Source organism: Curtobacterium sp. MCBA15_013 (genome assembly GCF_001865095.1).
GTDB lineage: Bacteria > Actinomycetota > Actinomycetes > Actinomycetales > Microbacteriaceae > Curtobacterium.
Window position 1 is genome coordinate 152,676 of sequence record NZ_MJGQ01000001.1, and the last position, 20,083, is coordinate 172,758.

The window sequence follows — 20,083 nt, forward strand, 5'->3', positions numbered from 1 at the left end:
CCGGCCAAGCCCGACGCGACGGACGCCGGCTGCCTGCATGGGGCCCCGATCCGCACGGTGACCGCGATCGAGCGGTCTCCCGCAGCCGCACCAGAGGCACGGGAACGTTTACCAACCCGTTACACGAGCGCCTGTGCGAGGCGGGATGATCGACCAGAGCGGCGCCCGCGTGGTCGCCGGACACGCGACCGAGGAGCACCGATGGCGACGTTCACCCGAGGCTTCGGCGGTCGCCGTGACGACCGCGACGACCCGCGCATCCCACCGGGCCAGACACTCGTCCGCGACTGGCCCGTGCTGTCGGCCGGCGCCACCCCCGAGATCGAACCGTCCGACTGGAGCTTCTCGATCCGCACCGAGTCCGGCCTGCACAGCTGGACCTGGGACGAGGTGCAGGCGCTCGGCGTCGAGGACGTCACCGTCGACATCCACTGCGTGACGCACTGGACGAAGCTCGACATGCCGTGGCGCGGTGTCCCGCTCGACCGGCTGTTCGCCGACGTCGAGACCTCGCTGGACTACTGCATGGTGCACAGCTTCGGCGGGTACACGACGAACGTGCCGCTCGACGAGCTCCTCGACGGCCAGGCGTGGATCGCGTTCGAGGCCGACGGCGAACCGCTCACCCCCGAGCACGGCGGTCCCGCACGCCTGCTGGTCCCCCACCTGTACTTCTGGAAGAGCGCGAAGTGGGTGCGCGGCATCGTCATGCAGTCCGACGACGAACCCGGCTTCTGGGAGAACGCGGGCTACAACCTGCACGGCGACCCGTGGAAGGAAGAGCGGTACTGGTGAGCGCGGTGGAGGGCCTGGAGGAACGGATCACCCCGCCGACGTCGGCTGGCGTCCGGCGGCGGCCGGCCTGGCACGCCGCGACGGTCGCCGCCGTCTCCCCCGAGACCCCGAACGCCAGGCGGATCGTCCTGGAGGTCCCGACGTGGCCGGGCAACGACCCCGGCCAGCACCTCGACCTGCGCCTCACCGCCGAGGACGGGTACCAGGCGTCCCGCTCCTACTCGATCGCCTCGTCCGGCGCGACGACGTCGGTCGTGCTCGCGGTCGACCGGGTCGAGGACGGCGAGGTCTCGCCCTTCCTGGTGGACGCCGTCGAGGTCGGGGACGCACTCGAGGTGCACGGACCGCTCGGCGGGTGGTTCGTCTGGCGCCCGGGCGTGTCGGAGCGGCCCGTGCAGCTCATCGCCGGCGGTTCGGGGATCGTCCCGCTCGCCGCGATCGCGAGCGCGCACGCCGACGCCGGTGACGCCGCACCGTTCCGGCTCCTCTACGCCGTGCGCACGCCGGAGGACGTGTTCTTCCGCACCGAGCTCGCCCGTGCCGAGGCCGCCGGGGTCGACACCACCGTCGTGTACAGCCGCCGTGCCCCGGACGGTGCCGCGGTCCCGGCCGGCCGACTCACCCGGGACGCCCTGGCCGCAGCGGTGTTCCCGCCGGACGCCGGCGCCCTCGTCTACGTCTGCGGGTCGACGCCGTTCGTCGAGCAGGTGCTGACGTGGCTCGGCGAGCTCGGGCACGACACGAGCGACGTCCGCGCCGAGCGGTTCGGAGGCAGCGCATGACCGTGCTCGACGGCAACGCGTTGGCCGGGGTGCTCATCGGGTTCCTCGGCTCGGACCCCACGGTGGCCGCGCTCCGGTGCTCGGGGTGCAGGACGGTCGGGGCGCTCGCGGGCACCCGGGTGCACGCCAGCCCGATGGGCTTCGTCGCGCGGTGCCCGCACTGCGACGACGTGCTCGTCACGGTCGTCGATGCTCCGGGCGGACCGTGGGTCGGCATCCCTGGTGCACGGGTCGCGCTCGACGCCGACTGAGAACGTCCGTCCGGGCGGAGTGCAAACGACACGCCGAGCATGTGCGAGGGGATGCGGGATCCGTGCGGGAAACCGCACGGTCCGGGATCCGACCCATCCGGACGGGGCGCCGCTCCGGATCACCCGATGGGCGCCGACCGGACCACCCATCCGCCGGCGCTCGAGTGGGCACGGTGGCCCGCGCGTCCGAGGGGCGCGGGCACCCGAAGCCTGCGCCCCACGGAGCGGATCCGGCCACCAGCCCGGACGACGAAGGCCCCGGTCGAGTGACCGGGGCCTTCGCAGTTCCGAGCGGATGACGAGATTCGAACTCGCGACCCTCACCTTGGCAAGGTGATGCGCTACCACTGCGCCACATCCGCGTACACGAGAACACTACCAGGCCGAGGGAGTTCGATCACACCATGAGCTACGTGCACGACAACCCCGGCGGTACCCAGGCCCACGGTGTGGACCTCGTCGACGGCGACGAACCAGCGGCGCGGATCCTCGTGCACGGCGACCTGCCGACGACGATCGAGCACGAGGGTCGGACCTGGCTGTCCTCCGGCGAGAGCCACGACGACGGTGACGACCAGGCACCCCCGATCGCGATCTACCGGCCGGTCGGCTGAGCAGTGACCACCGCTCTGGAGGACGTCACCGCCCTCTTCGAGTACGCCACCACGCGCCTCCTGGACCGCGTCGCGGGCCTGACGGACGACGAGTGGGCCTGGGAGCCGATCGGGGACGAACCGCGCGTGTCGATCCGCTGGCGGCTCGACCACATCGCCGAGACGCTCGACGAACCGCGCAACCGGGAGTTCCTCGGCGCCGGACCGTCCGACGAGGCGGCACCCGTCCCCGCGGCGTCGGCGGATGCGGCAGTCGCCGCCGTCCGCGACGCCGCCGCCCGCTTCGCCGCGCTGGCCCGTGGGCTCGGCGACTCGGCGTCCGAGCCCCTCGGTCCGGTCGCGGGTCCGTACGGCGCCGACAGTCGGCTCTCGTTCGTCCTGCACGTCGTCGACGAGCTCGTGCACCACGCCGCCGAGGTCGCGCTGCTCCGCGACCTCCACGCCGGCTGGGAGCGTGCACATCGGGTGGCCCCACACTGACGGCACGGTGTCACCAGGGTGGACCGCGGAACCCCTCGGTCACCCTGGGGAACCGCCGAGGGAGACCCCATGACGAACCCATCCGAGGCGGCCACGACACCCCTCGCACTCACGAGCGTGGTGGCCTCCGGCCTCCCCAGCGAACTCGGTAGCCCCGCGTCAGCGGAGTACTACGACGTCCCGGCCGTGTTCAACCGTCGACCAGACGCCACCGAGACCACGGCGCTGCGCGGTGCCGACGGACACGCCCGGCTCGCCGCCGCCGGGTACCCCGACGTGACACTCGACGTCCAGGACCGCCGCCTCGTGATCGGGCACACGAACCTGGGGCAGCTCGAACGCGGCCTCGCCACCGCCGTCGCGACGATCGTCGACACCGTCAGTCGCGCGTCGCTGGCCGAGAAGGAGGTCGCGCGGGACGCAGCACGGGCCGACTTCGACGACCGGACGGCCCGGGCGCAGGACGTGACACGGGCAGCGGAACGCATCCGCTTCGTCCCGGAGGCAGCACGGGTGCACTAGGGTCTCGGAAAACGGACAATGCATCGACGGCCGGATGGACCGTGCGACGGATCGCACGACGGCGGACGACCGAGAACGGTGTCACCCATGGATCACTTCGCTGCTGCAGCGGCCGCCATGCAGGCCGCGCCGGAGGGCACCGACCTGTGCCCGCCCTTCCTCGCCACCCTCCCCGTGACGAGCGTCGGCATCTCGACGCTCGGCGACCCATTGGGTTCGGTGACGGTGTGCGCGAGTGACGCGATGGCGGAGCGCGTGGACGAGATCCAACTCGACCTCGGCGAGGGACCGTGCTGGCAGGCGCTCGAGACCCGGCGTCCGGTCCTCGAGGCCGATCTCACCGCCACGACGACCGCGAGCTGGCCCGTCGCGCTCGAGGAGCTCCTCCGGGCCGGGGTCGGCGCGCTCTTCTCCTTCCCGATGCGCATCGGCACGATCCCCGTCGGCGCCGTCGACCTCACGGTGGGCGAGGAACGGACCCTGACCCGCGGACAGGTCCAGGGCGCGATCGAGCTGAGCACGGTCGCCGCTCGGCGTGTCCTCCGGGACGCCCTGCTGGCCGCTGCCGCCGACGGGCGCGCGGACATGGAGCCCGGACGATACTCGAGGCGAGAGGTGCACCAGGCCACCGGTATGGTCGCAGCCCAGCTCGGCATCAGCGTCCAGGACGCCCTGCTCGTCCTGCAGGCCCACGCGTACGCCACCGAACGCACCGTCCGCGACGTCGCCGCGGACATCATCGAACGCCGACTCGACCTCGCCCGGCCGTACGGTTCCGAGACCTAGGGAGCACGCACCATGGCACCGACCCGCGAGCACCGACTCGTCGACACCTTCGTCGCCCTGACCGACATCCTCGTGGACGACTACGACGTGGTCGAACTCCTGCAGAACCTCGTCGACAGCGTCGTCGACATCTTCGACGCGTCCGCCGCCGGCATCCTGCTCGTCAACCAGTCACAGGAGCTCGAGGTCCTCGCGTCCACGAGCGACCGGTCGAGCTTCCTCGGACTCCTGCAGCTCGACGCCGGCGAAGGCCCCTGCGTGGAGTGCTTCGCCACCGGGCGCCCGGTGTCGGTGCGCGACCACGCCGAGATGGAACGCCGGTGGCCGACGTTCGCCGCGGCCTCGGCCGAGTCCGGCTACGCCTCGGTCCACGCCATCCCGATGCGCCTCCGCGACACCACGCTCGGGTCGCTCAACCTGTTCCGCGAGAGCGAGGGCGCCCTGAACCGCGACGACGCCCTCGCTGCCCAGGCGCTCACGGACGTGGCCACGATCAGCATCCTGCAGCAGCGGTCGCTCGAACACGCCAACCTGGCGCAGCAGCAGCTCCAGCGCGCGCTCGACAGCCGGATCGTCATCGAGCAGGCGAAGGGCTTCCTCGCCCAGACCCACCGGATCGACATGGACCAGGCCTTCGCGAAGCTGCGCGCCCACGCGCGGTCCAACCAGGAGCTGCTCGCCGACGTCGCGCGCGCGGTCGTGGAGCGGCGACTCGTCATCCCCTGAGCCGCGCAGGTCGCTCCGCGTACCGTGCAGGACAGCACGTAGCCCCGGTCCCCGGTTACAGCGTCACCGCTGCACCCAGGAGGACACCATGGTCGACGACACGACCGCACCGGTCAGCTACCGGAAGACAATACCGCGCGACGGCCGCCCCGACACGACGTCGACCTACACCGCGCTGCTCGCCCAGGTCCGCACCGCCGGACTCCTCGGTCGTCGGACCGGCTGGTACTGGGGGCTCGTCGCCGTCCTCACGGCGCTGCTCGTCGCCACGGGCACCGCGTTCGCCGTGCTCGGCGGCTCGTGGTGGCAGCTCGTCGTCGCGGGGGTGCTCGGACTGCTCTTCACCCAGTTCGCGTTCCTCTCGCACGAGGCCGCACACCGGCAGGTCTTCGCCAGTCACGACTGGAACGACCGTGCCGCACGGTACGTCGGCACGTTCCTGACCGGCATCAGCTACGCCTGGTGGATGAACAAGCACACCCGGCACCACGCGAACCCGAACACGGTCGGCAAGGACCCGGACATCTCGTTCGACGCGATCTCGTTCCGGGCGGAGGACGCGCGGAGCCGCACCGGCTTCCTGCACGTCCTCGTCCGGGTGCAGGGGTGGGCGTTCTTCCCGATGCTCCTCGTCGAGGGCGCGAACCTGCACTGGCAGTCGATCCGCACCTACACGGGACGCGGCGCCGTCAAGCACCGCTGGGCCGAGGGCTCCGTCTTCGCGGGGCGCTTCGTGCTCTACGTCGGTGCGGTCTTCTGGGTCCTGCCGATCGGCATCGCGTTCGCGTTCCTCGGCGTCCAGCTGGCGGTGTTCGGCTTCTGCATGGGGATCGCGTTCGCGCCGAACCACAAGGGCATGCCGATCATCGAGGCCGGACGCCGGGTCGACTTCCTCTCCCGCCAGGTTCTGACCTCCCGCGACATCAGCGGCGGGCGGTGGGTCGAGTTCTTCATGGGCGGTTTGAACCACCAGGTCGAACACCACCTCTTCCCGAGCATGGCCCGGCCGAACCTCCGTGCGGCGCGGGACCTCGTCCGCCGGTACTGCGACGAGCAGGGGGTGCCCTACACCGAGACGACGCTCGTGCACTCCTACGTGATCGTCGTCCGGTACCTCAACGAGGTCGGCCTGGCGGCGAGCGATCCGTTCGCCTGCCCGGTGGTCGAGCGCTTCCGGGCCCCGTGACCGTCGGCGGTCCCCGCTAGGGTCCGGGCGTGATCACACGCACCACCGGTCAGGGCCGCCCGCTCGTCGCCGTGCACGGCTTCGGCATCGACCACCGCATCCTGCTCCCCCTCGAGCGCGCCGTCACGGACGCGCCGTGGCGGTGGGTCCACCTCGACCTGCCGTGGGTCCGCGAGTCGCCGGGGTACGACCCTTCGGCCTCGAGCGCGCAGGACGTCGCCGACGCCGTCCGGGAAGCGGTCCGTGCGCACCTGGGCGACGAGCCGTTCGCGATCGTCGGCAACTCGTTCGGCGGCATGGTCGCGCGCTCCGTCGCGCACGAGCTCCGCGGCCAGGTGCTCGGCCTCGCCACGATCGTCGGCGTCGTCGAACCGGACCACGCACGCCGACGAGTGCCCCCGCGACAGGTCGTCCTCCCCGATCCGGCCGTGGTCGCCGCGGCCGAGCCCGGTGCCGCCCGCGACGACTTCGCCGCGCTCAGCGTCGTCCAGACCACCGCGACGCTCGAGGCGTACGAACAGTCCGTGCTCCCCGGCCTGCGCGCCGCCGACCAGGCCGTGGTCGACCGGATCGCGTCCGACTACGCGCTGCACACCGAACCCGAGGCGCTCCACCCCGATCCGTTCACCGCGCCGACACTGCACCTCTTCGGCCGTCAGGACGACGTGGTCGGGTACGAGGACGGCTGGGCGCTGCGCGACCACTACCCCCGCGCGACGTACGCCGTGCTCGACGCGGCGGGGCACAACGCCCATCTGGAACGTCCGGCCGTCGCGGCGGCGCTGTTCCGCGACTGGCTCGACCGGATGGCCTGAGCCGGGGCGTCCGCCGCCCAGCCGCCGAGGACTACCGTCGAGCCAGGTGACCCCAGCCCACGGCCGCCGGAACGATCCCATCGTCCAGCGACCGGAAGCACCATGACCTCCCTCTCCAGCACCGACCACTCCGAGACCGACGACGTCCGCTGGGCGGCGGTCGATCCGCGGACCTGGGAGGCGCGGTGCGGCTCCGTCGTGATCGGCACGGTGGTCTTCGGGTCGCGGTACGTCGTGCGGCTGCGGGACGGCGACATGACCGGCTTCCACACCAGTCTCGAGAGTGCGAAGGCGCAGCTCGAGGCGTGGGTCCGCTGGCAGTCGGGGCCTCCCGGCGAGCTCTGAGAGGCTGGGTCGGTGCACATCACACTCGACTCCACGACCGCGACCGACGTCGCCGCCGACATTCGGTTCCCCGAGGGCAACCGGTGGCACGACGGCAGGCTCTGGTACTCCGACATGCACACGGGCGAGGTGTTCTCGCTGCGCCCCGGCCCGGGCGTGCAGCCCCGGCTCGAGGCCACGGTGGACGGGCAGTCCTCGGGCCTCGGGTGGCTGCCGGACGGCCGGTTGATCGTCAGCGCGATGGAGTCCCGCACGGTCGTCGCCGTGGGCGAGGACGGCGCGGCCGACGTGTTCGCCGACCTGTCCGGGGTCGAGTCCTCGCTGCTCAACGACCTGGTCGTCGACGACGCCACCGGCCGCACCTACATCGGTGCCTTCGGCTACGACCTCTACGGCGGTGAGGAGCTCCGCCCCGGCCCGCTCTGGGTGATCGACACCGACGGCTCCCACCGCCTCGCCGCGGACGGCCTCGTCTTCCCGAACAGTGCGAACGTCCTCCCGGGGACCCGCACGCTCGTGGTCAGCGAGACGTGGGGTGGTCGTCTGACGGCGTTCGACATCGAGCCCGACGGTTCCCTGGCCGGACGACGCGAGTGGGCGGCGCTCCCCGGCACCACGCCGGACGGCAGCACCGTCGACCGCGACGGCGCGGTCTGGGTCTGCTCCGTCGACACCGGCGAGTTCCTGCGGGTCGTCGAGGGCGGCACGGTGACGGACCGCATCGAGGCCCCGGGGCGGTGTGCGATCGACTGTGCGCTCGGCGGCGAGGACGGGCGCACGCTCTACCTCGCGACCGCCGACAGCTACGACCCCGCCGTGACGGCACGGACCCGGGCCGGTCGGATCAGTTCGGTGCGCGTCGAGGTCCCGGGGTGGTGACGGCGACCGGTCGGTCGTGACGCCGCGCGGAGATCGCTCCGTGCGGCCGCGGGGTCGCGTCGTCGGCGTCCCGGGTGACCGCCTCGACGACGTCGAAGCCCGCTGCGGAGACCGCTGCTGCCAGACGGTCCACCGACCACCGGTGGGCGGTGGTGACCGCGTGGTCGAACGGCTCCACGTCCGGTCCGGTGGGGAACCCGACGAGCAGCCGGCCGCCGGGGCGGAGGACCCGCGCGAACTCCTCGAGCGGGCGTTGCAGGGCAGCCGGGTCGTGGTGGATCAGCGAGTACCAGGCCAGGACGCCTCCGAGGCTCTCCGGCTCGTCGGGGAGTGCGTCGACGTCCGCGACCGCGAACGGGACGCCCGGGTGTGCCTGCCGAGCGTGCGCGACGAACTCCGGGACCCGGTCCACACCCCGTGCGTCGTGACCGAGCGAGGCGAGCTGTGCGGTCCAGTGTCCGGGGCCGCACCCGGCGTCGAGCAGGGGTCCGTCGACGGTCGACGCCCACGCCGTCACCAGCGCCTCGTCGGCCGCGTGCACGGACGTCATCGACCCCAGGTGCTCGATGTACTCGGCGGCGCGACGCGAGTACGCCGACGTGACGGGGTCCGGGTCGCCGGGACGCACCATCACCACGTCGACGTCGTCCTCGTGGTCACGGACGAACCCGTGCCGCGCGTAGAGCCGCTGTGCCGCACTCCCCTGCAGCACGATGAGCCGCGTGTCCCCGGCGTGCGGCTCGGCCAGCACGGTCCGCAGCACCGTCGACCCGATGCCGCGCCCCTGCAGGTGCGGCGCGAGGTAGAGGTGCTCGATCCACCGGTCGCTGCCGTCGAACCGAACCGTGACGGAGCCGACGTCGGCGCCGTCGACCACGACGACCCGCGTGCTGTCGGGCAGGAACCCGCACCGCAGCCGCTCCCGAACGCGCACGTCGTCGTACCGGCCGAGTCGGCGGAGGTCGGCTCGGAGCACCTCGGCCCGGAGCTCCGCGACCCACTCCACGTCGTCGGGGGTACCGGGGCGCAGCGAGATGTCCATCACCGCCATCGTACGGTCGCCGGGACACGCCGTAGCCTGGCCGCGTGGCACCTTCGCGAGCGGTCGGGTTCGACCTCGACGGAACCCTCTTCGACCACCGGGGCGCCGCCCGCACCGGCGCGGAGCAGTTCCTCACCGGGCTGGGCGTCACCGTCACCCCGTCGGTGCTCGACGCCTGGTCCGCCGCCGAGGACGAGCACTTCGAGCGCTGGCGTTCCGGCGAGATCGGCTTCCAGGAGCAGCGGCGCGAGCGGCTCCGGACCGTCCTGCCCCCGCTCGGGATCGTGCTCCCCCACGACCCCGACGCTCTGGACAGCGTGTTCGAGCGGTACCTCGACGCCTACCGCGCCGCCTGGCGTGCGTTCCCGGACGTTGTGCCGCTGCTCCGCGAGCTCCGGACGCGCGGCTACCGCCTCGGGCTGCTGACGAACGGGTCCGCCGCGCAGCAGTCCGAGAAGCTGGCCGCGACCGGACTCGACACCGCCCTCGACGCGGTGTGCATCTCGGAGCGCATCGGCGTGCAGAAGCCCGACGAGCGAGCCTTCCACGCGCTCGCCGACGCACTGGGGGTGCCCGCGTCGGCGTGCCTCTTCGTCGGCGACGACCCGGTCCGCGACGTCGCCGGGGCCCGGTCCGCGGGGATGCGCACCGTCCTCGTCGACCGGTACGCCGAGGGTGCACCCGACGTCCGGCAGCAGGTGCTGTCCGCGCTCGGCGAGTCCTGAACGACGCGTCGTCCGGGTCGGCTCGCGCCGTTCCCTAGGCTGGTGCGATGCGCTCCCTGACCCGGCTCGACGACTGGACGGCAGACGAGGTCGAGGAGGTCTTCGCCCTCGCGGACGCGTACCGCACCGGTCAGGGGCCGACGACCGACGGCTCTGCGGTGATGTTCTTCCCCGCGACCAGCCTGCGCACGCGGGTCACGTTCGAGCGCGGTGCCGCGACGATGGGACTGCAGCCGATCGTCTTCCCGGACACCACGCTCGACAAGCCCGAGGCGCTCTCGGACGTCGCCGGCTACCTGGCCTCGTGGGCGGACGTCCTCGTCGTGCGCCACCACGACCTCACCGTCGTCGAGGGCCTCGCGGCTGCCGGAGCACTCCCCGTCGTGAACGCGATGACCGACGAGAACCACCCGTGCGAGGTGCTGTCCGACCTGTACGCCCTGCGGCGGGAGCAGCGCGACCTCGGCACGCTGCGCTTCCGTTTCGTGGGCGCCGACGGCAACATCGCCCGGGCGTGGCAGGAGGCCGCCCGCGTCCTGCAGCTCGACCTGGTGCAGTGTTGCCCCGCCGACCTCGCGACCCCCGGAGCCGCGTGGACGGACGACCTCGCGACCGCGATCCGGACGGCCGACGTCGTCATCACCGACGGGCCCGGGCGGCATGCCGAGGCGCTCGAGCCGTTCCGGGTCACGGCGGACCTGCTCGACACCGCACCGACCGGCGTCCGCTTCGCCCCGTGTCCGCCGTTCGTGCGCGGACGGGAGGTCAGCGCGGACGCCGCGGCACACCCGGCCTTCGTCGGGCACAGGTTCAAGGGGTCGCTGCTGCCGGTGCAGCAGGCCGTCCTGGCGCACTGCATCGGTCTCGCCTGATCCGGCCCACTCCCTACCGCTCGACTCGCACCGGAGCACGGCCCGACCGCCCGGCACGGACCCGGAGAGATCGCACGGAGAGCGCGATGCCGACACCGTCGAGCACGACGAGGAGTCCGAGCGCAGCGTGCGCGACCACCCAGAGCGCAGCATCGTGCGGGAGCAACTGCGACGGGTCGAACGCACCGGTCGACTCCGAGCGGTCGACAGCCCGGTCGTGAGCCTCCGTGTACAACGCGAAGAAGGCGACGAACGCCGCGTTGAACACGGCCGCCAGCGCCCAGATCACCGAGACCGTCACCCGGGAGAGCGGCCCGGGCGCACCGACGTCGGACATGGGGCAACCGTAGACGGGAACGACCGGGCGACGGGCAGGGGAACCGCGTCCTGGCGTGAGCGTCCTCGAAGGGACGGAGAGCGAGACCCGACGCCGGAACGACGAAAGCCCACGGATCCCCGGGGGCTTCCTCGTGGTGCACGGCAGCGTCGGCGTCTGCGGTGTCAACGGAATGGCGCAGACTCGGAGCAAGCATGACGGGACGCTGACTGTTCGGTCACGAACGGTACGGGAGCCACACGCCTGCACCGCGATTGCCGCATAGTTGCAGTCATGGGGACATGGACCGCACGTGAGACCTTCGGGCTCGTCGGCAAGAGCTACCTGTGGATGGTCGGTGTCACCACCCCCACCGTGCTGCTGGTGTGCATCCTGGTCAGCCTGTTCTCCGGTGCCGACGGCTCCGCAGTGTTCCTCGGCATGACCACGGTGTTCATCGCCGGCATCATCAGCATCGGCGGGGCGGCCGTTGCACTGCCGTTCACCTACGTCACCGGCAGGCTCCTCACCTCCGTCCGGAACACGGCGGTGCACGTCGCTACCCACGCGGTCGTCGCCGGTGCGCTGGCTGCCGGCTGCATGCAGGGAGTGGTCGCGTTGTACGGCGGCGGCTGGATCTGGCAGTTCCCCTTGCTGGTGTCAGCACCAGCGGGTGCAGCGGCCGCCATAGCCACATGGCGTCACACGCACCCGCAACCGGCCCCGCCTGTCCGCCATGCCGTTGCTCCACCTCATCGAGGTCGACCCGATGAAGCGCCGGCACCGATGTCGGCCGTCGAGCGCGACCGACGCAGATGCTGAACCGGTGGCTGAACACGCCGAGCTCGCACCACGGGCACACGCGGACGCTCGATCGCGCCAAGACCATGCCACGTGCTCTGATCTGCGGTTCGCGCCGTGGCTGATCAAACACGAAAGCCCCCGGTTTCCCGGGGGCTTTCTTGTGTGGTGGGCGATACTGGGATCGAACCAGTGACCTCTTCCGTGTCAGGGAAGCGCGCTACCGCTGCGCCAATCGCCCAGAGGAGTGTGGAACTGGAGGTGGGGACGGGATTCGAACCCGCGTGGACGGCTTTGCAGGCCGCTGCCTAGCCTCTCGGCCACCCCACCATCGAGGTTCACGTCTCCGTGAGTACCCGAACGGTGGGATACCCTCTGGTGAGTCGTGACGTTCCGGAGAACACCACACTCGAGCGGATGACGAGATTCGAACTCGCGACCCTCACCTTGGCAAGGTGATGCGCTACCACTGCGCCACATCCGCATTTGTCTGACCCGCTGTCGCGGCGACGACGTAAACTCTATACGAACCCGGGGGCATCCACCAAAATCCTCCTCGTTCACCGGGCGTGTCCCCCGTGTTCATGCGGATCGGGCGGGTTCCACCGTCCGCGCCACACCCGGGAAGCGCGCTGTGTTCGGCACCGGCCCCGGCATCCGCTACTATCGACTGGCACGCACAGTGCAGGGGGCGATTGGCGCAGTTGGTAGCGCGCTTCGTTCACACCGAAGAGGTCATCAGTTCGAGTCTGGTATCGCCCACCCACCCGCAAGAGCCCGGCGCAACAGCGTCGGGCTCTTCGCATCTGTTGAGACAGTCACCAGCCAGATCGGACGAAGGGGCGCATGACCGACGTCGACCTCGAGTTCGCCCGGGTCCGGGCAGTCCTCGACCGTCCGACCCTCCGGCTGATGTCCCGGCCGACCAGCGCCGTCGTCCTCGCCGTGTTCCGCACGGTGTTCGACCGCGACGTCCAGTACGTCCCCGCGGACCGGATGCACCTGCAGGTCGAGGAGCACGTCGCACGGCTCCAGGCCGCCGGCGCGCGCACCCCCGCGAGCGAGCAGGCGGAGCAGCCCGAGCAGGACGCCCGACCGAACGGCCGCGCCCTCTGCCGCGAGTGGGTCGCCGCGCAGTGGCTCGTCCGCTCGAACTCCCCCGACGGCGACGAGCAGTACTCCCTGACGAGCCACGCGCTCGAGGCCCTGTCCCTCGTCCACGCCCTGTCGTCAGACCGGGCGCTCATCAGCGAGAGCCGGCTCGCGATGATCGTCGACGCCGTGCACCGCTGGGCCGCCCGCGCCGAGCCCGACCCCGACGTGCAGATCCGGCGCATCGACGCGCAGATCGCCGAGCTCCAGGCCGAGCGGGAGCGACTCGAGCACGGTGACGTGGACACCGTGGACGACGCCCGGATGCGCGACGGCTACACGAACATCTCCGACCTGATCCGCCAGCTCCCGAGCGACTTCAAGCGTGTGGAGGAAGCGGTGGCGACGATGCACCGCTCGATCGTCGAGGACTTCCGGCAAGAGGTCCGTCCGATCGGCGAGATCCTCGACGACTACCTCGCCCGCACGGACAACCTCATGCAGGCCACCCCCGAGGGCCGTGCGTTCGAGGGGGCGTTCGAGCTGCTCCGCGACGACGCCCTGCTGCTGCGGCTCCGAGACGACATCGCGACGATCCTGGCCCACCCCTTCGCGGACTCCCTCGGGGCGTCCGAGCGCCGGGCCTTCCGCAACACGGTGGTCATCCTCCGCCAGGGCATCGAGGACGTCCTCGCCCAGCGACGACAGCTCACGGCGACGCTGCGCGACCAGATCGTCGCGCACGACGTCGCCCGCGACCGCGAGCTCGACGCCGTCATCCGGTCGATCGAGCGCGGGCTCGCGACCTGGATGGAGCAGGGGTCGGCGCGCGACCGGCTGCCCCTCGGCCTCCTGCCGGCGACGGCCGAGGTCGGCACGCTGCGCGAACGGTTCTACGACCCGGACGCCGAGTCCGTGCCGCCCGCGATCGAGGAGCCGGACGACGACGTCTTCGAGGAACTCGACGTGGAGACGCTCCGGCGACACGGCGGACCGCTCCTCACCGAGCTCCGCGCGGCACTGCGCTCCGCCGAGGCCGACTCCAGCGTCGACGCCTTCCACGGCCTGCCGCCGGAGCAGCGGCGTCCGGTCGAGCTCTTCGGGCTCGCGCACCTCCTCACCGGTCACGAGGACTTCGAGTCCGCCACGCACCTCGCCGAGCACCGGACGGTCCGTCCCGACGGCAGCCCGGTCACCTTCCACATGCCGACCGCGGCGCTCACCGACGAGCGCCACGACCGGACGCCAGACACGACGAACGACGAACACGCACAGGAGGCGCGGTGAGCGACACGACGCCGGCACCGGTCGACGAGACGGTCCCCTACGACGGCCCCGCACCCGTCCCGCAGGACGACGAGCGCGACGAGACCAGCTTCGCCCTCTTCGAGGGCGACGAGGGCCGACTGGACGACCGGCAGCGCCGTGCCCTCGTGGCCCTGCTCCGCAACTCCTACGTCAGCGCACGGACGCACGCCGACGAGTGGCGCGCCGTGCTCGACGCGGAGTACCAGCTCCGCTCGCGCCTCAACGACCTGTTCCTCGAACTGCACGTGGACCGCGACCGCGAGGTCGCCTGGAAGCGTCAGGCCCGCTCCGAGAGCCAGCGCCGCGGCTTCCCCACCCTGCTGCGCGACGTCCCGTACACGCGCGAGGAGACGATCGTCCTCGTCTACCTGCGCATGCGCCTCCGTGCCGACACCCGCCCGGGCCCGGACCAGGTCGTCGTCGACCGCTCCGAGATCCTCGGGCACGTCGCCGGGTTCCGCCCCGCGACGGCGACCGACCGCACCCGTGACGAGGGCCGCGTGGCGAAGGCGGTCGAACGCCTCGTGACCGCCCGGATCCTGCTGAAGACGAGCGACCCGGACCGGTTCCGGGTCGCGAGCGTGGTCGAGGTGCTGCTCCCCCTGGAGCGGCTGCGCGACCTGGACACGTGGTTGGCGACCACAGCGTCGCGGACCGCCACCGCGCCCGGTGACGCGACCACCCCGGACGGCGAGCCGACCGACGGGGACGACCCGTCCCTCCTGGCCGACGAGACCGACACCGACGACGAAGGCGAGACGGAAGCGTGACCGACACCTTCGAGATCCCGGCCTTGTTCGACACCGTCGCGCAGTGGCGCGCCGAGTCGATGCAGGTCGTGAACTGGGGCGGCTTCCACGGCCACCGCCAGGTCGAGCTGTCCGGCACCGCGACGCTCATCTCGGGCGCGTCCGGCACCGGCAAGTCGACGCTGATGGACGCGTACCTCGCCGTGATGATGCCGTCGGACGTGCCGTTCAACGGCGCGTCGAACGACGCGACCACCGGGCGCGCGCGCAGTGCCGACCAGCGGAACCTGCTGACGTACCTGCGCGGCAAGGTGGACACCCGTCGCGACCCCGAGTCCGGTGCCCTGCGCGACGTGAACCTGCGCGGCGACGACCAGACCACGTGGGGTGCCGTCGCGGTGACGTTCCGGAACGACGACGAGCGGCGCTTCACGGTGCTGCGCGCGTACATCGTGCCGAAGCGTGCGCGGGGCGTCGGCGACATCCAGATGACCATGGCGACGGTGGACGACACGTTCGACCTGCGCCGGCTCGAGGAGTTCGTGCCGACGCGGTTCCACCACCTCGAGCTCACCGGACGCGTGCCGGGGCTCGTCATCCGCGACACCTACCAGGAGCTCGCGTACACGCTGCAGACCCGCCTCGGGATCGGTGACTCCGGCGGCGGCAACCGGGCGATGCGGCTCCTCGCGCGCATCCAGGCCGGGCAGCACCTACCGACCGTCGACGCCCTGTACAAGTCGCTCGTGCTCGAGACGCCGGGCACGTACGAGGCCGCCGACCGTGCCCTCGCGCACTTCTCCGCCCTCGACGAGGCGTACGAGGCGATGGACACCGAGGAGCGCAAGGTCCGCATCCTCTCCCCCATCACCGAACTGCACGCCGAGATCGCGCGCTCGAGGGCCGCGGCCGAGGCGCTCGACGGGATCGCGACCGGCGCCGAGGTGTCCCCGTTCGCGCACTGGACCGCATCGCGCAAGCGCGCACTCCTGGACGCCGAGGTGGACCGCAACGGGCGCGAACGCACGGCTGCCCGCGCCGAGGTCGCCGCGGCGGAGGCCCGGCACGCCGCGGTCGAGATCGAGCTGCGCGATGCCGAGGCCCGGCTCCGCGACCAGGGCGGGAACGCGCTGGCGCAGCTCGAGGACCGCATCGACCGTCGGACGCGGGAGCGCGACGCCGTCGTCCGCACCCGGGCGACGTTCGACGAGCGGACGGCCGTGCTCGGGTCGCCCGTGTCCACCGAGCAGTCCTTCACCGCCGTGCAGCGGGCGTCCCACGAGTTCCTCGGCACCTACCCCGCGTCGCGCGCGGAGCTCGACGAGCGCCGTGACGCCCTCACCCGCGAGGAGTACCCGCTCCTCGACCGCGAGCGGTCCCTCCGCCAGGAGCGTCAGTCGCTCGAGCACCGACAGGGCGCCATGCCGCTGCCGATGCACGAGGCCCGACTGGCGATGGCCCGCGCCGCCGGCATCGACCCGTCCGAGCTGCCCTTCGTCGCCGAACTGCTCGACGTGCTGCCCGGCGAGGAGCGCTGGCGCACGGCGATCGAGTCCGTCCTGGCGCCCGTCGCCCGCACGCTCCTGGTCGACCAGGACCGCCTCGCCGACTTCAGCGAGGCGATCGACGCGCTCCGCCTGCCGGTGCGCGTGCAGTTCGAGGGCGTCCCGACGGGGCCGCACATCGACGTCGACGGCGACCCGTCCATGGTGTCCGGCAAACTCGCGATCAAGCAGTCGCCGTTCAGCACCTGGGTGCGCGAACGCATCGAGTCCGACCGCACCGACGCCCGGTGCGTCGGGTCCGCCGCGGACCTCGGCGGCGGCGGCCGGCGCGTCACCGAGTCCGGGCAGCTCCGCGACGGTCGACGCGGTGCCCACGGCGACCGGCGTCAGGCGAACGTCATCGGCTTCACGAACGAGGCGCGGGTCGCCTCGGTGGAGCAGGAGCTGGCCGCGATCGCCGAGGACCTCGCCACGCTCGAGGCCCGGCGCACCGACGTCGCGCAGGACATCACGGCGCTCGACGTCCTCCGCGCCGCGCACCAGCACATCGTCGACGTCACGTGGGAGGCGATCGACGTCGTCGGGCTCGAGGACTCGCTCGCCCGCCTCGACCAGGAACGCCAGGCACTCCTCGCCGCCGACGACGGCCTCCGCACCCTGCGTTCGGCCGTGGGTCGGCTCCGGGCGTCCCTCGACGAGGCGTCGGACCGTCGCGCCGCTGCCCGCCAGTCCGTCGCCCGGCTCGAGGAGCGGCACGCCGTGCTCGTGGACGGTCAGGACGCCGCGGCCGAGATCCTGTCGCGCTTCGAGGACACTCCTGACGCCCTGCCGGACGACCGACAGGCGCAGCTGCTGTCCGAGACGTTCGAGGAGATCGGAGCGCCGGACGGCGTCGACGGCTTCGACGACGCCACCCGCCGCCTGAAGCGCCGGCTCGAGGAACGCCTCGCGCAGGCGCTCGACGGCGCCGCCTCGGCCTCGACCGCGTTGACGCTGACCTTCCAGCGCTACCAGGACGCATGGCCGGACCCGAACCTCGGGACCGGCGTCGCGTCCTACCCCGACTACCGCGCCATCCTCGACCAGATCGTCGCGACGGGCCTGCACTCCCGCCGGAGCGAGTGGCGCCGACGCCTGTCGCAGTGGAGCGGCGAGGACCTCGTCCCGCTCGCCGGCGCCTTCGACCGGGCCGTCGTCGAGATCGAGGAGCGGCTCGAACCGGTCAACGAGATCCTCCGCGAGCTGCCCTTCGGTGCGAACCGCGACCGGCTGAAGATCCAGATCCGCCGGGTCACGCGCGAAGAGGTCACGGCCTTCCGTCGGGAGCTGCGGGCACTGTCGGCGTCGGTCGACACCGAGCTGACCGACGACGTGCTCGAGACCCGGTTCCGCCGGCTCCGACGCTTCATGGCCGTCATCCGCCCCGACCCGTCCGTCCCGCGTGGCGGCCGGACCAGGCAGCGCGACGCCGTGCTCGACGTCCGGCGGCACATGGAGATCACGGCCGTGCGGTACGACACCGAGGGCAACGACCTCGGCGTGTACTCGTCCCTCGGCGACAAGTCCGGCGGTGAGACGCAGGAGCTCGTGGCGTTCATCGTCGGTGCCGCGCTCCGGTACCAGCTCGGCGACGAGACCCGGCCGCGGCCGCGGTTCGCGCCGGTCTTCCTCGACGAGGCCTTCATCAAGGCGGACTCGGAGTTCGCGGGGCGTGCGGTGACGGCGTGGCTGCGGCTCGGGTTCCAGCTCGTCGTGAGTGCGCCGCTCGACAAGGTCACGGCGCTGGAGCCCTCGATGGAGCGGCTCCTGTCGATGCGCAAGCACCCGGACACCGGGCACTCGTCGATCACCGAGATCGCGCGGGCCGCCGTGGGGGCGTAGGCGCGCCGCCCGTCCCCGTGCCGCCGCCCGTCTGCGGGCCGACCGCCCGTCCGCGGGCCGCCGGGATCGCACGAACTGCCGCCCGGCGCCGGCAGCAGCGGCACCTCGTGCGACCTCAGCGACGGGCGCACGGCATGTCGTGCGACCGGAGCGAACGTCACCGTCACCCCCGGACTGGGGTGTCGGTAACAGCAGGCCGCCGGGCACTCCTTGACTACGATCGCCAGGAGCTCCACCGACTCCAGCAGGGACCGTACCGTGACCACTCGCACACGCACCGCAGGCGCGATCGTCACCGGGCTCCTCGTGGCCGGCGCGCTGGCTGCGTGTGTCCCGTCCTCCACGGCACCGGGGTCGACAGCCGCACCGACCACCGCCACAGCGACTCCGCTGGTCACGCCGACGCCCACACCCACCGCGACCCCGACCCCGACCGCGACCCCGACAGCCGTGCCGACGACGCTCCCGGTCGGCGACGTCACGTCGAACGGACGCACCTGGCGGCAGTCGTACGCCGAGGACTTCACGAAGCCCGCCGCACTCGGCACGGTGGCGTCCGTCTACCCCGGCATGGGCCTCTACGACGGATTCCAGGACACCAGCGGACTCGGCACGTACGCCCCTGCGAAGGTGCTGTCCGTCGCCGACGGCAACCTCGACTTCGACTTCCACTCCGAGGGCGGCCGACCGCTCGTCGCCGCCGTCATGCCGGACGGGTACGCACCGCACACGACGGCACGCGTCAGCATCCGCTACAAGACCACGGTCACCGACGGGTACAAGTTCGTCGGCATGCTGTGGCCGTCCTCCGACGACTGGAACGACGGCGAGATCGACTGGCCGGAGTCACTCACGCTCGGGGCATCGCCGCGACCCGCGTCCGCGATCCCGGGAACGTACGCGAACCGTCACGTCAAGTACGACCGCTCGGTGCAGGTCCACGCGAAGACAGACACCACCGAGTACCACGTCGCCACCACCGAGTGGGACACGGGCATCGTCCGCTTCTACTGGGACGGGGAGCTCGTCTCCTCCACCACCGAGGCCGTGCCGACGAAGCCGATGCGCGTGACCCTGCAGGGCGAGACGTGGACCGATCACGGCGCCGTCCCGACGGACGCGACGGGCACCGTGTCCGTCGACTGGATCTCCATCTGGAACTGACCCGCGCGCGGTACGGTGGGCGCGTGTTCGGACGCCGCTCCCCCAGCCCCCGCCCCGACGACCGACCGGGCCTCGGCATCGGTGCCCTCGTGCAGGTCGTCGACACCGACCAGGGCGGCGAGGAGTGGGCCGACGAGCCGATCGGCGTCATCGTCGCACCGGGCGGCAGCCAGCTCGGCGGGACCCAGCGCACCTGGACGATCGCGTTCGAGGAACCCGTCTACACGAAGGACGGCCGCGGCCCGTTCGAGCGCGCGACCGTCCTGAGTCGTCAGCTGGTGCCGATCGAGCCGGCACCGGACACCGAGGGCTAGTACTCCTCGTTGCCGCTCTTCATCATGGCTGCGAAGGCCATGCAGACCCCTACGCCGCCGAGCACGCCGATGCCGATGATGACGCCTGCGATGAGTTCGAGCATTGGTGACTCCTTGGTTCCGGGGCCGGTCT

General features: G+C 72.0%; 22 protein-coding genes and 5 tRNA genes. 21 read left to right on the forward strand and 6 right to left on the reverse strand.

Features of this window, described 5'->3' with window-relative positions:
• The first annotated feature begins 201 nt into the window (after positions 1-201).
• The 3 genes from BIV01_RS00715 to BIV01_RS00725 are packed head-to-tail and all read left to right on the forward strand — an operon-like array spanning position 202 to position 1,828.
• On the forward strand, positions 202-795 hold the full coding sequence (locus tag BIV01_RS00715) for a molybdopterin-dependent oxidoreductase (protein ID WP_070418930.1): 594 nt from the start codon (positions 202-204) through the stop codon (positions 793-795).
• Positions 792-1,577 (forward strand): FAD-binding oxidoreductase, encoded by a 786-nt coding sequence (locus tag BIV01_RS00720; protein ID WP_254791751.1) that lies wholly within the window; start codon positions 792-794, stop codon positions 1,575-1,577. The genes BIV01_RS00715 and BIV01_RS00720 overlap by 4 nt, the downstream gene beginning before the upstream one ends.
• The gene (locus tag BIV01_RS00725; protein ID WP_071301606.1) at positions 1,574-1,828 is read left to right on the forward strand and encodes a DUF6510 family protein; all 255 of its coding nucleotides are present in this window, start codon (positions 1,574-1,576) and stop codon (positions 1,826-1,828) included. The genes BIV01_RS00720 and BIV01_RS00725 overlap by 4 nt, the downstream gene beginning before the upstream one ends.
• A 290-nt stretch (positions 1,829-2,118) precedes the next feature.
• Here BIV01_RS00725 and BIV01_RS00730 read toward each other — a convergent pair.
• Positions 2,119-2,190: transfer RNA gene (locus BIV01_RS00730), tRNA-Gly, on the reverse strand.
• Between the two features lie 42 nt (positions 2,191-2,232).
• Between BIV01_RS00730 and BIV01_RS00735 the strand changes: the two genes are divergently transcribed.
• The 9 genes from BIV01_RS00735 (at position 2,233) to BIV01_RS00775 (ending at position 8,181) form a co-directional block, all read left to right on the forward strand.
• A complete protein-coding gene (locus tag BIV01_RS00735; protein WP_071301607.1) occupies positions 2,233-2,442 on the forward strand; it encodes a hypothetical protein in 210 nt (69 codons plus the stop codon).
• A 3-nt stretch (positions 2,443-2,445) separates the two neighbouring features.
• A complete protein-coding gene (locus BIV01_RS00740) occupies positions 2,446-2,922 on the forward strand; it encodes a DinB family protein (protein WP_071301608.1) in 477 nt (158 codons plus the stop codon).
• Positions 2,923-2,991: 69 nt separating this feature from the next.
• Positions 2,992-3,444 carry a hypothetical protein gene (locus BIV01_RS00745; RefSeq protein WP_071301609.1) on the forward strand — a complete coding sequence of 151 codons (453 nt, stop codon included), beginning with the start codon at positions 2,992-2,994 and terminating at the stop codon, positions 3,442-3,444.
• 87 nt (positions 3,445-3,531) lie between these two features.
• Entirely contained in the window at positions 3,532-4,230 is a 699-nt protein-coding gene (locus BIV01_RS00750; RefSeq protein ID WP_083413681.1) for a GAF and ANTAR domain-containing protein, read from the forward strand.
• Between the two features lie 12 nt (positions 4,231-4,242).
• Positions 4,243-4,956: a GAF and ANTAR domain-containing protein gene (locus BIV01_RS00755; RefSeq protein ID WP_071301610.1), complete on the forward strand. Its 714-nt coding sequence runs from the start codon at positions 4,243-4,245 to the stop codon at positions 4,954-4,956.
• An 88-nt stretch (positions 4,957-5,044) separates the two neighbouring features.
• Positions 5,045-6,142, forward strand: coding sequence for a fatty acid desaturase family protein (locus BIV01_RS00760; RefSeq protein WP_071301611.1), 1,098 nt, complete (start codon positions 5,045-5,047; stop codon positions 6,140-6,142).
• Between the two features lie 29 nt (positions 6,143-6,171).
• The gene (locus BIV01_RS00765) at positions 6,172-6,957 is read left to right on the forward strand and encodes an alpha/beta fold hydrolase (protein ID WP_071301612.1); all 786 of its coding nucleotides are present in this window, start codon (positions 6,172-6,174) and stop codon (positions 6,955-6,957) included.
• A 102-nt stretch (positions 6,958-7,059) separates the two neighbouring features.
• Complete coding sequence (locus BIV01_RS00770; RefSeq protein ID WP_071301613.1) at positions 7,060-7,302, forward strand: hypothetical protein; 243 nt, start codon at positions 7,060-7,062, stop codon at positions 7,300-7,302.
• Between the two features lie 12 nt (positions 7,303-7,314).
• Positions 7,315-8,181, forward strand: a complete 867-nt coding sequence (locus BIV01_RS00775; RefSeq protein WP_083413682.1) for an SMP-30/gluconolactonase/LRE family protein — start codon at positions 7,315-7,317, stop codon at positions 8,179-8,181.
• On the opposite strand, the gene BIV01_RS20400 is transcribed toward BIV01_RS00775, so the two are convergent.
• Positions 8,147-9,223 (reverse strand): GNAT family N-acetyltransferase, encoded by a 1,077-nt coding sequence (locus BIV01_RS20400; RefSeq protein ID WP_083413683.1) that lies wholly within the window; start codon positions 9,221-9,223, stop codon positions 8,147-8,149. The genes BIV01_RS00775 and BIV01_RS20400 overlap by 35 nt on opposite strands.
• A gap of 44 nt (positions 9,224-9,267) precedes the next feature.
• On the opposite strand from BIV01_RS20400, the gene BIV01_RS00785 reads away from it, so the two are divergent.
• Together BIV01_RS00785 and BIV01_RS00790 are read left to right on the forward strand one after the other, a co-directional pair.
• Positions 9,268-9,948: an HAD family hydrolase gene (locus BIV01_RS00785; protein ID WP_071301614.1), complete on the forward strand. Its 681-nt coding sequence runs from the start codon at positions 9,268-9,270 to the stop codon at positions 9,946-9,948.
• A gap of 47 nt (positions 9,949-9,995) precedes the next feature.
• Positions 9,996-10,820: an ornithine carbamoyltransferase gene (locus BIV01_RS00790; protein WP_071301615.1), complete on the forward strand. Its 825-nt coding sequence runs from the start codon at positions 9,996-9,998 to the stop codon at positions 10,818-10,820.
• Between the two features lie 13 nt (positions 10,821-10,833).
• Here BIV01_RS00790 and BIV01_RS00795 read toward each other — a convergent pair whose 3' ends face one another.
• Complete coding sequence (locus tag BIV01_RS00795; RefSeq protein ID WP_071301616.1) at positions 10,834-11,157, reverse strand: hypothetical protein; 324 nt, start codon at positions 11,155-11,157, stop codon at positions 10,834-10,836.
• Positions 11,158-11,487: 330 nt separating this feature from the next.
• Between BIV01_RS00795 and BIV01_RS00800 the strand changes: the two genes are divergently transcribed.
• Positions 11,488-11,958: a hypothetical protein gene (locus tag BIV01_RS00800; protein ID WP_139199155.1), complete on the forward strand. Its 471-nt coding sequence runs from the start codon at positions 11,488-11,490 to the stop codon at positions 11,956-11,958.
• Positions 11,959-12,103: 145 nt separating this feature from the next.
• Here BIV01_RS00800 and BIV01_RS00805 read toward each other — a convergent pair.
• From BIV01_RS00805 to BIV01_RS00815, 3 genes are all read right to left on the reverse strand, one after another.
• Positions 12,104-12,178 (reverse strand) — tRNA-Val (locus tag BIV01_RS00805).
• Between the two features lie 15 nt (positions 12,179-12,193).
• Positions 12,194-12,267, reverse strand: a tRNA-Cys gene (locus tag BIV01_RS00810).
• Positions 12,268-12,349: 82 nt separating this feature from the next.
• Positions 12,350-12,421, reverse strand: a tRNA-Gly gene (locus tag BIV01_RS00815).
• A gap of 205 nt (positions 12,422-12,626) precedes the next feature.
• Between BIV01_RS00815 and BIV01_RS00820 the strand changes: the two genes are divergently transcribed.
• The 6 genes from BIV01_RS00820 to BIV01_RS00845 all read left to right on the forward strand — a co-directional run bounded on the left by BIV01_RS00820 (position 12,627) and on the right by BIV01_RS00845 (position 19,950).
• Positions 12,627-12,699, forward strand: a tRNA-Val gene (locus BIV01_RS00820).
• 84 nt (positions 12,700-12,783) lie between these two features.
• Entirely contained in the window at positions 12,784-14,316 is a 1,533-nt protein-coding gene (locus tag BIV01_RS00825) for a DUF3375 domain-containing protein (protein ID WP_071301618.1), read from the forward strand.
• Positions 14,313-15,107, forward strand: coding sequence for a DUF4194 domain-containing protein (locus BIV01_RS00830; RefSeq protein WP_071301619.1), 795 nt, complete (start codon positions 14,313-14,315; stop codon positions 15,105-15,107). The genes BIV01_RS00825 and BIV01_RS00830 overlap by 4 nt, the downstream gene beginning before the upstream one ends.
• Positions 15,104-18,472 carry an ATP-binding protein gene (locus BIV01_RS00835; protein ID WP_071301620.1) on the forward strand — a complete coding sequence of 1,123 codons (3,369 nt, stop codon included), beginning with the start codon at positions 15,104-15,106 and terminating at the stop codon, positions 18,470-18,472. The genes BIV01_RS00830 and BIV01_RS00835 overlap by 4 nt, the downstream gene beginning before the upstream one ends.
• A 258-nt stretch (positions 18,473-18,730) precedes the next feature.
• A complete protein-coding gene (locus BIV01_RS00840) occupies positions 18,731-19,636 on the forward strand; it encodes a glycoside hydrolase family 16 protein (protein WP_071301621.1) in 906 nt (301 codons plus the stop codon).
• 23 nt (positions 19,637-19,659) lie between these two features.
• Entirely contained in the window at positions 19,660-19,950 is a 291-nt protein-coding gene (locus BIV01_RS00845; protein ID WP_254791752.1) for a hypothetical protein, read from the forward strand.
• Positions 19,951-20,083 lie beyond the last annotated feature (133 nt).

Bases quoted from the DNA above. Each gene is read 5' to 3' on its own strand.
- BIV01_RS00735 (WP_071301607.1), top strand. From the start codon at position 2,233: ATGAGCTACGTGCACGACAACCCCGGCGGTACCCAGGCCCACGGTGTG.
- BIV01_RS00800 (WP_139199155.1), top strand. From the start codon at position 11,488: ATGGTCGGTGTCACCACCCCCACCGTGCTGCTGGTGTGCATCCTGGTC.
- BIV01_RS00770 (WP_071301613.1), top strand. From the start codon at position 7,060: ATGACCTCCCTCTCCAGCACCGACCACTCCGAGACCGACGACGTCCGC.
- BIV01_RS00715 (WP_070418930.1), top strand. From the start codon at position 202: ATGGCGACGTTCACCCGAGGCTTCGGCGGTCGCCGTGACGACCGCGAC.
- BIV01_RS00750 (WP_083413681.1), top strand. From the start codon at position 3,532: ATGGATCACTTCGCTGCTGCAGCGGCCGCCATGCAGGCCGCGCCGGAG.
- BIV01_RS00760 (WP_071301611.1), top strand. From the start codon at position 5,045: ATGGTCGACGACACGACCGCACCGGTCAGCTACCGGAAGACAATACCG.
- BIV01_RS00795 (WP_071301616.1), bottom strand. From the start codon at position 11,157: ATGTCCGACGTCGGTGCGCCCGGGCCGCTCTCCCGGGTGACGGTCTCG.
- BIV01_RS00755 (WP_071301610.1), top strand. From the start codon at position 4,243: ATGGCACCGACCCGCGAGCACCGACTCGTCGACACCTTCGTCGCCCTG.
- BIV01_RS00825 (WP_071301618.1), top strand. From the start codon at position 12,784: ATGACCGACGTCGACCTCGAGTTCGCCCGGGTCCGGGCAGTCCTCGAC.
- BIV01_RS00745 (WP_071301609.1), top strand. From the start codon at position 2,992: ATGACGAACCCATCCGAGGCGGCCACGACACCCCTCGCACTCACGAGC.
- BIV01_RS20400 (WP_083413683.1), bottom strand. From the start codon at position 9,223: ATGGACATCTCGCTGCGCCCCGGTACCCCCGACGACGTGGAGTGGGTC.
- BIV01_RS00725 (WP_071301606.1), top strand. From the start codon at position 1,574: ATGACCGTGCTCGACGGCAACGCGTTGGCCGGGGTGCTCATCGGGTTC.
- BIV01_RS00790 (WP_071301615.1), top strand. From the start codon at position 9,996: ATGCGCTCCCTGACCCGGCTCGACGACTGGACGGCAGACGAGGTCGAG.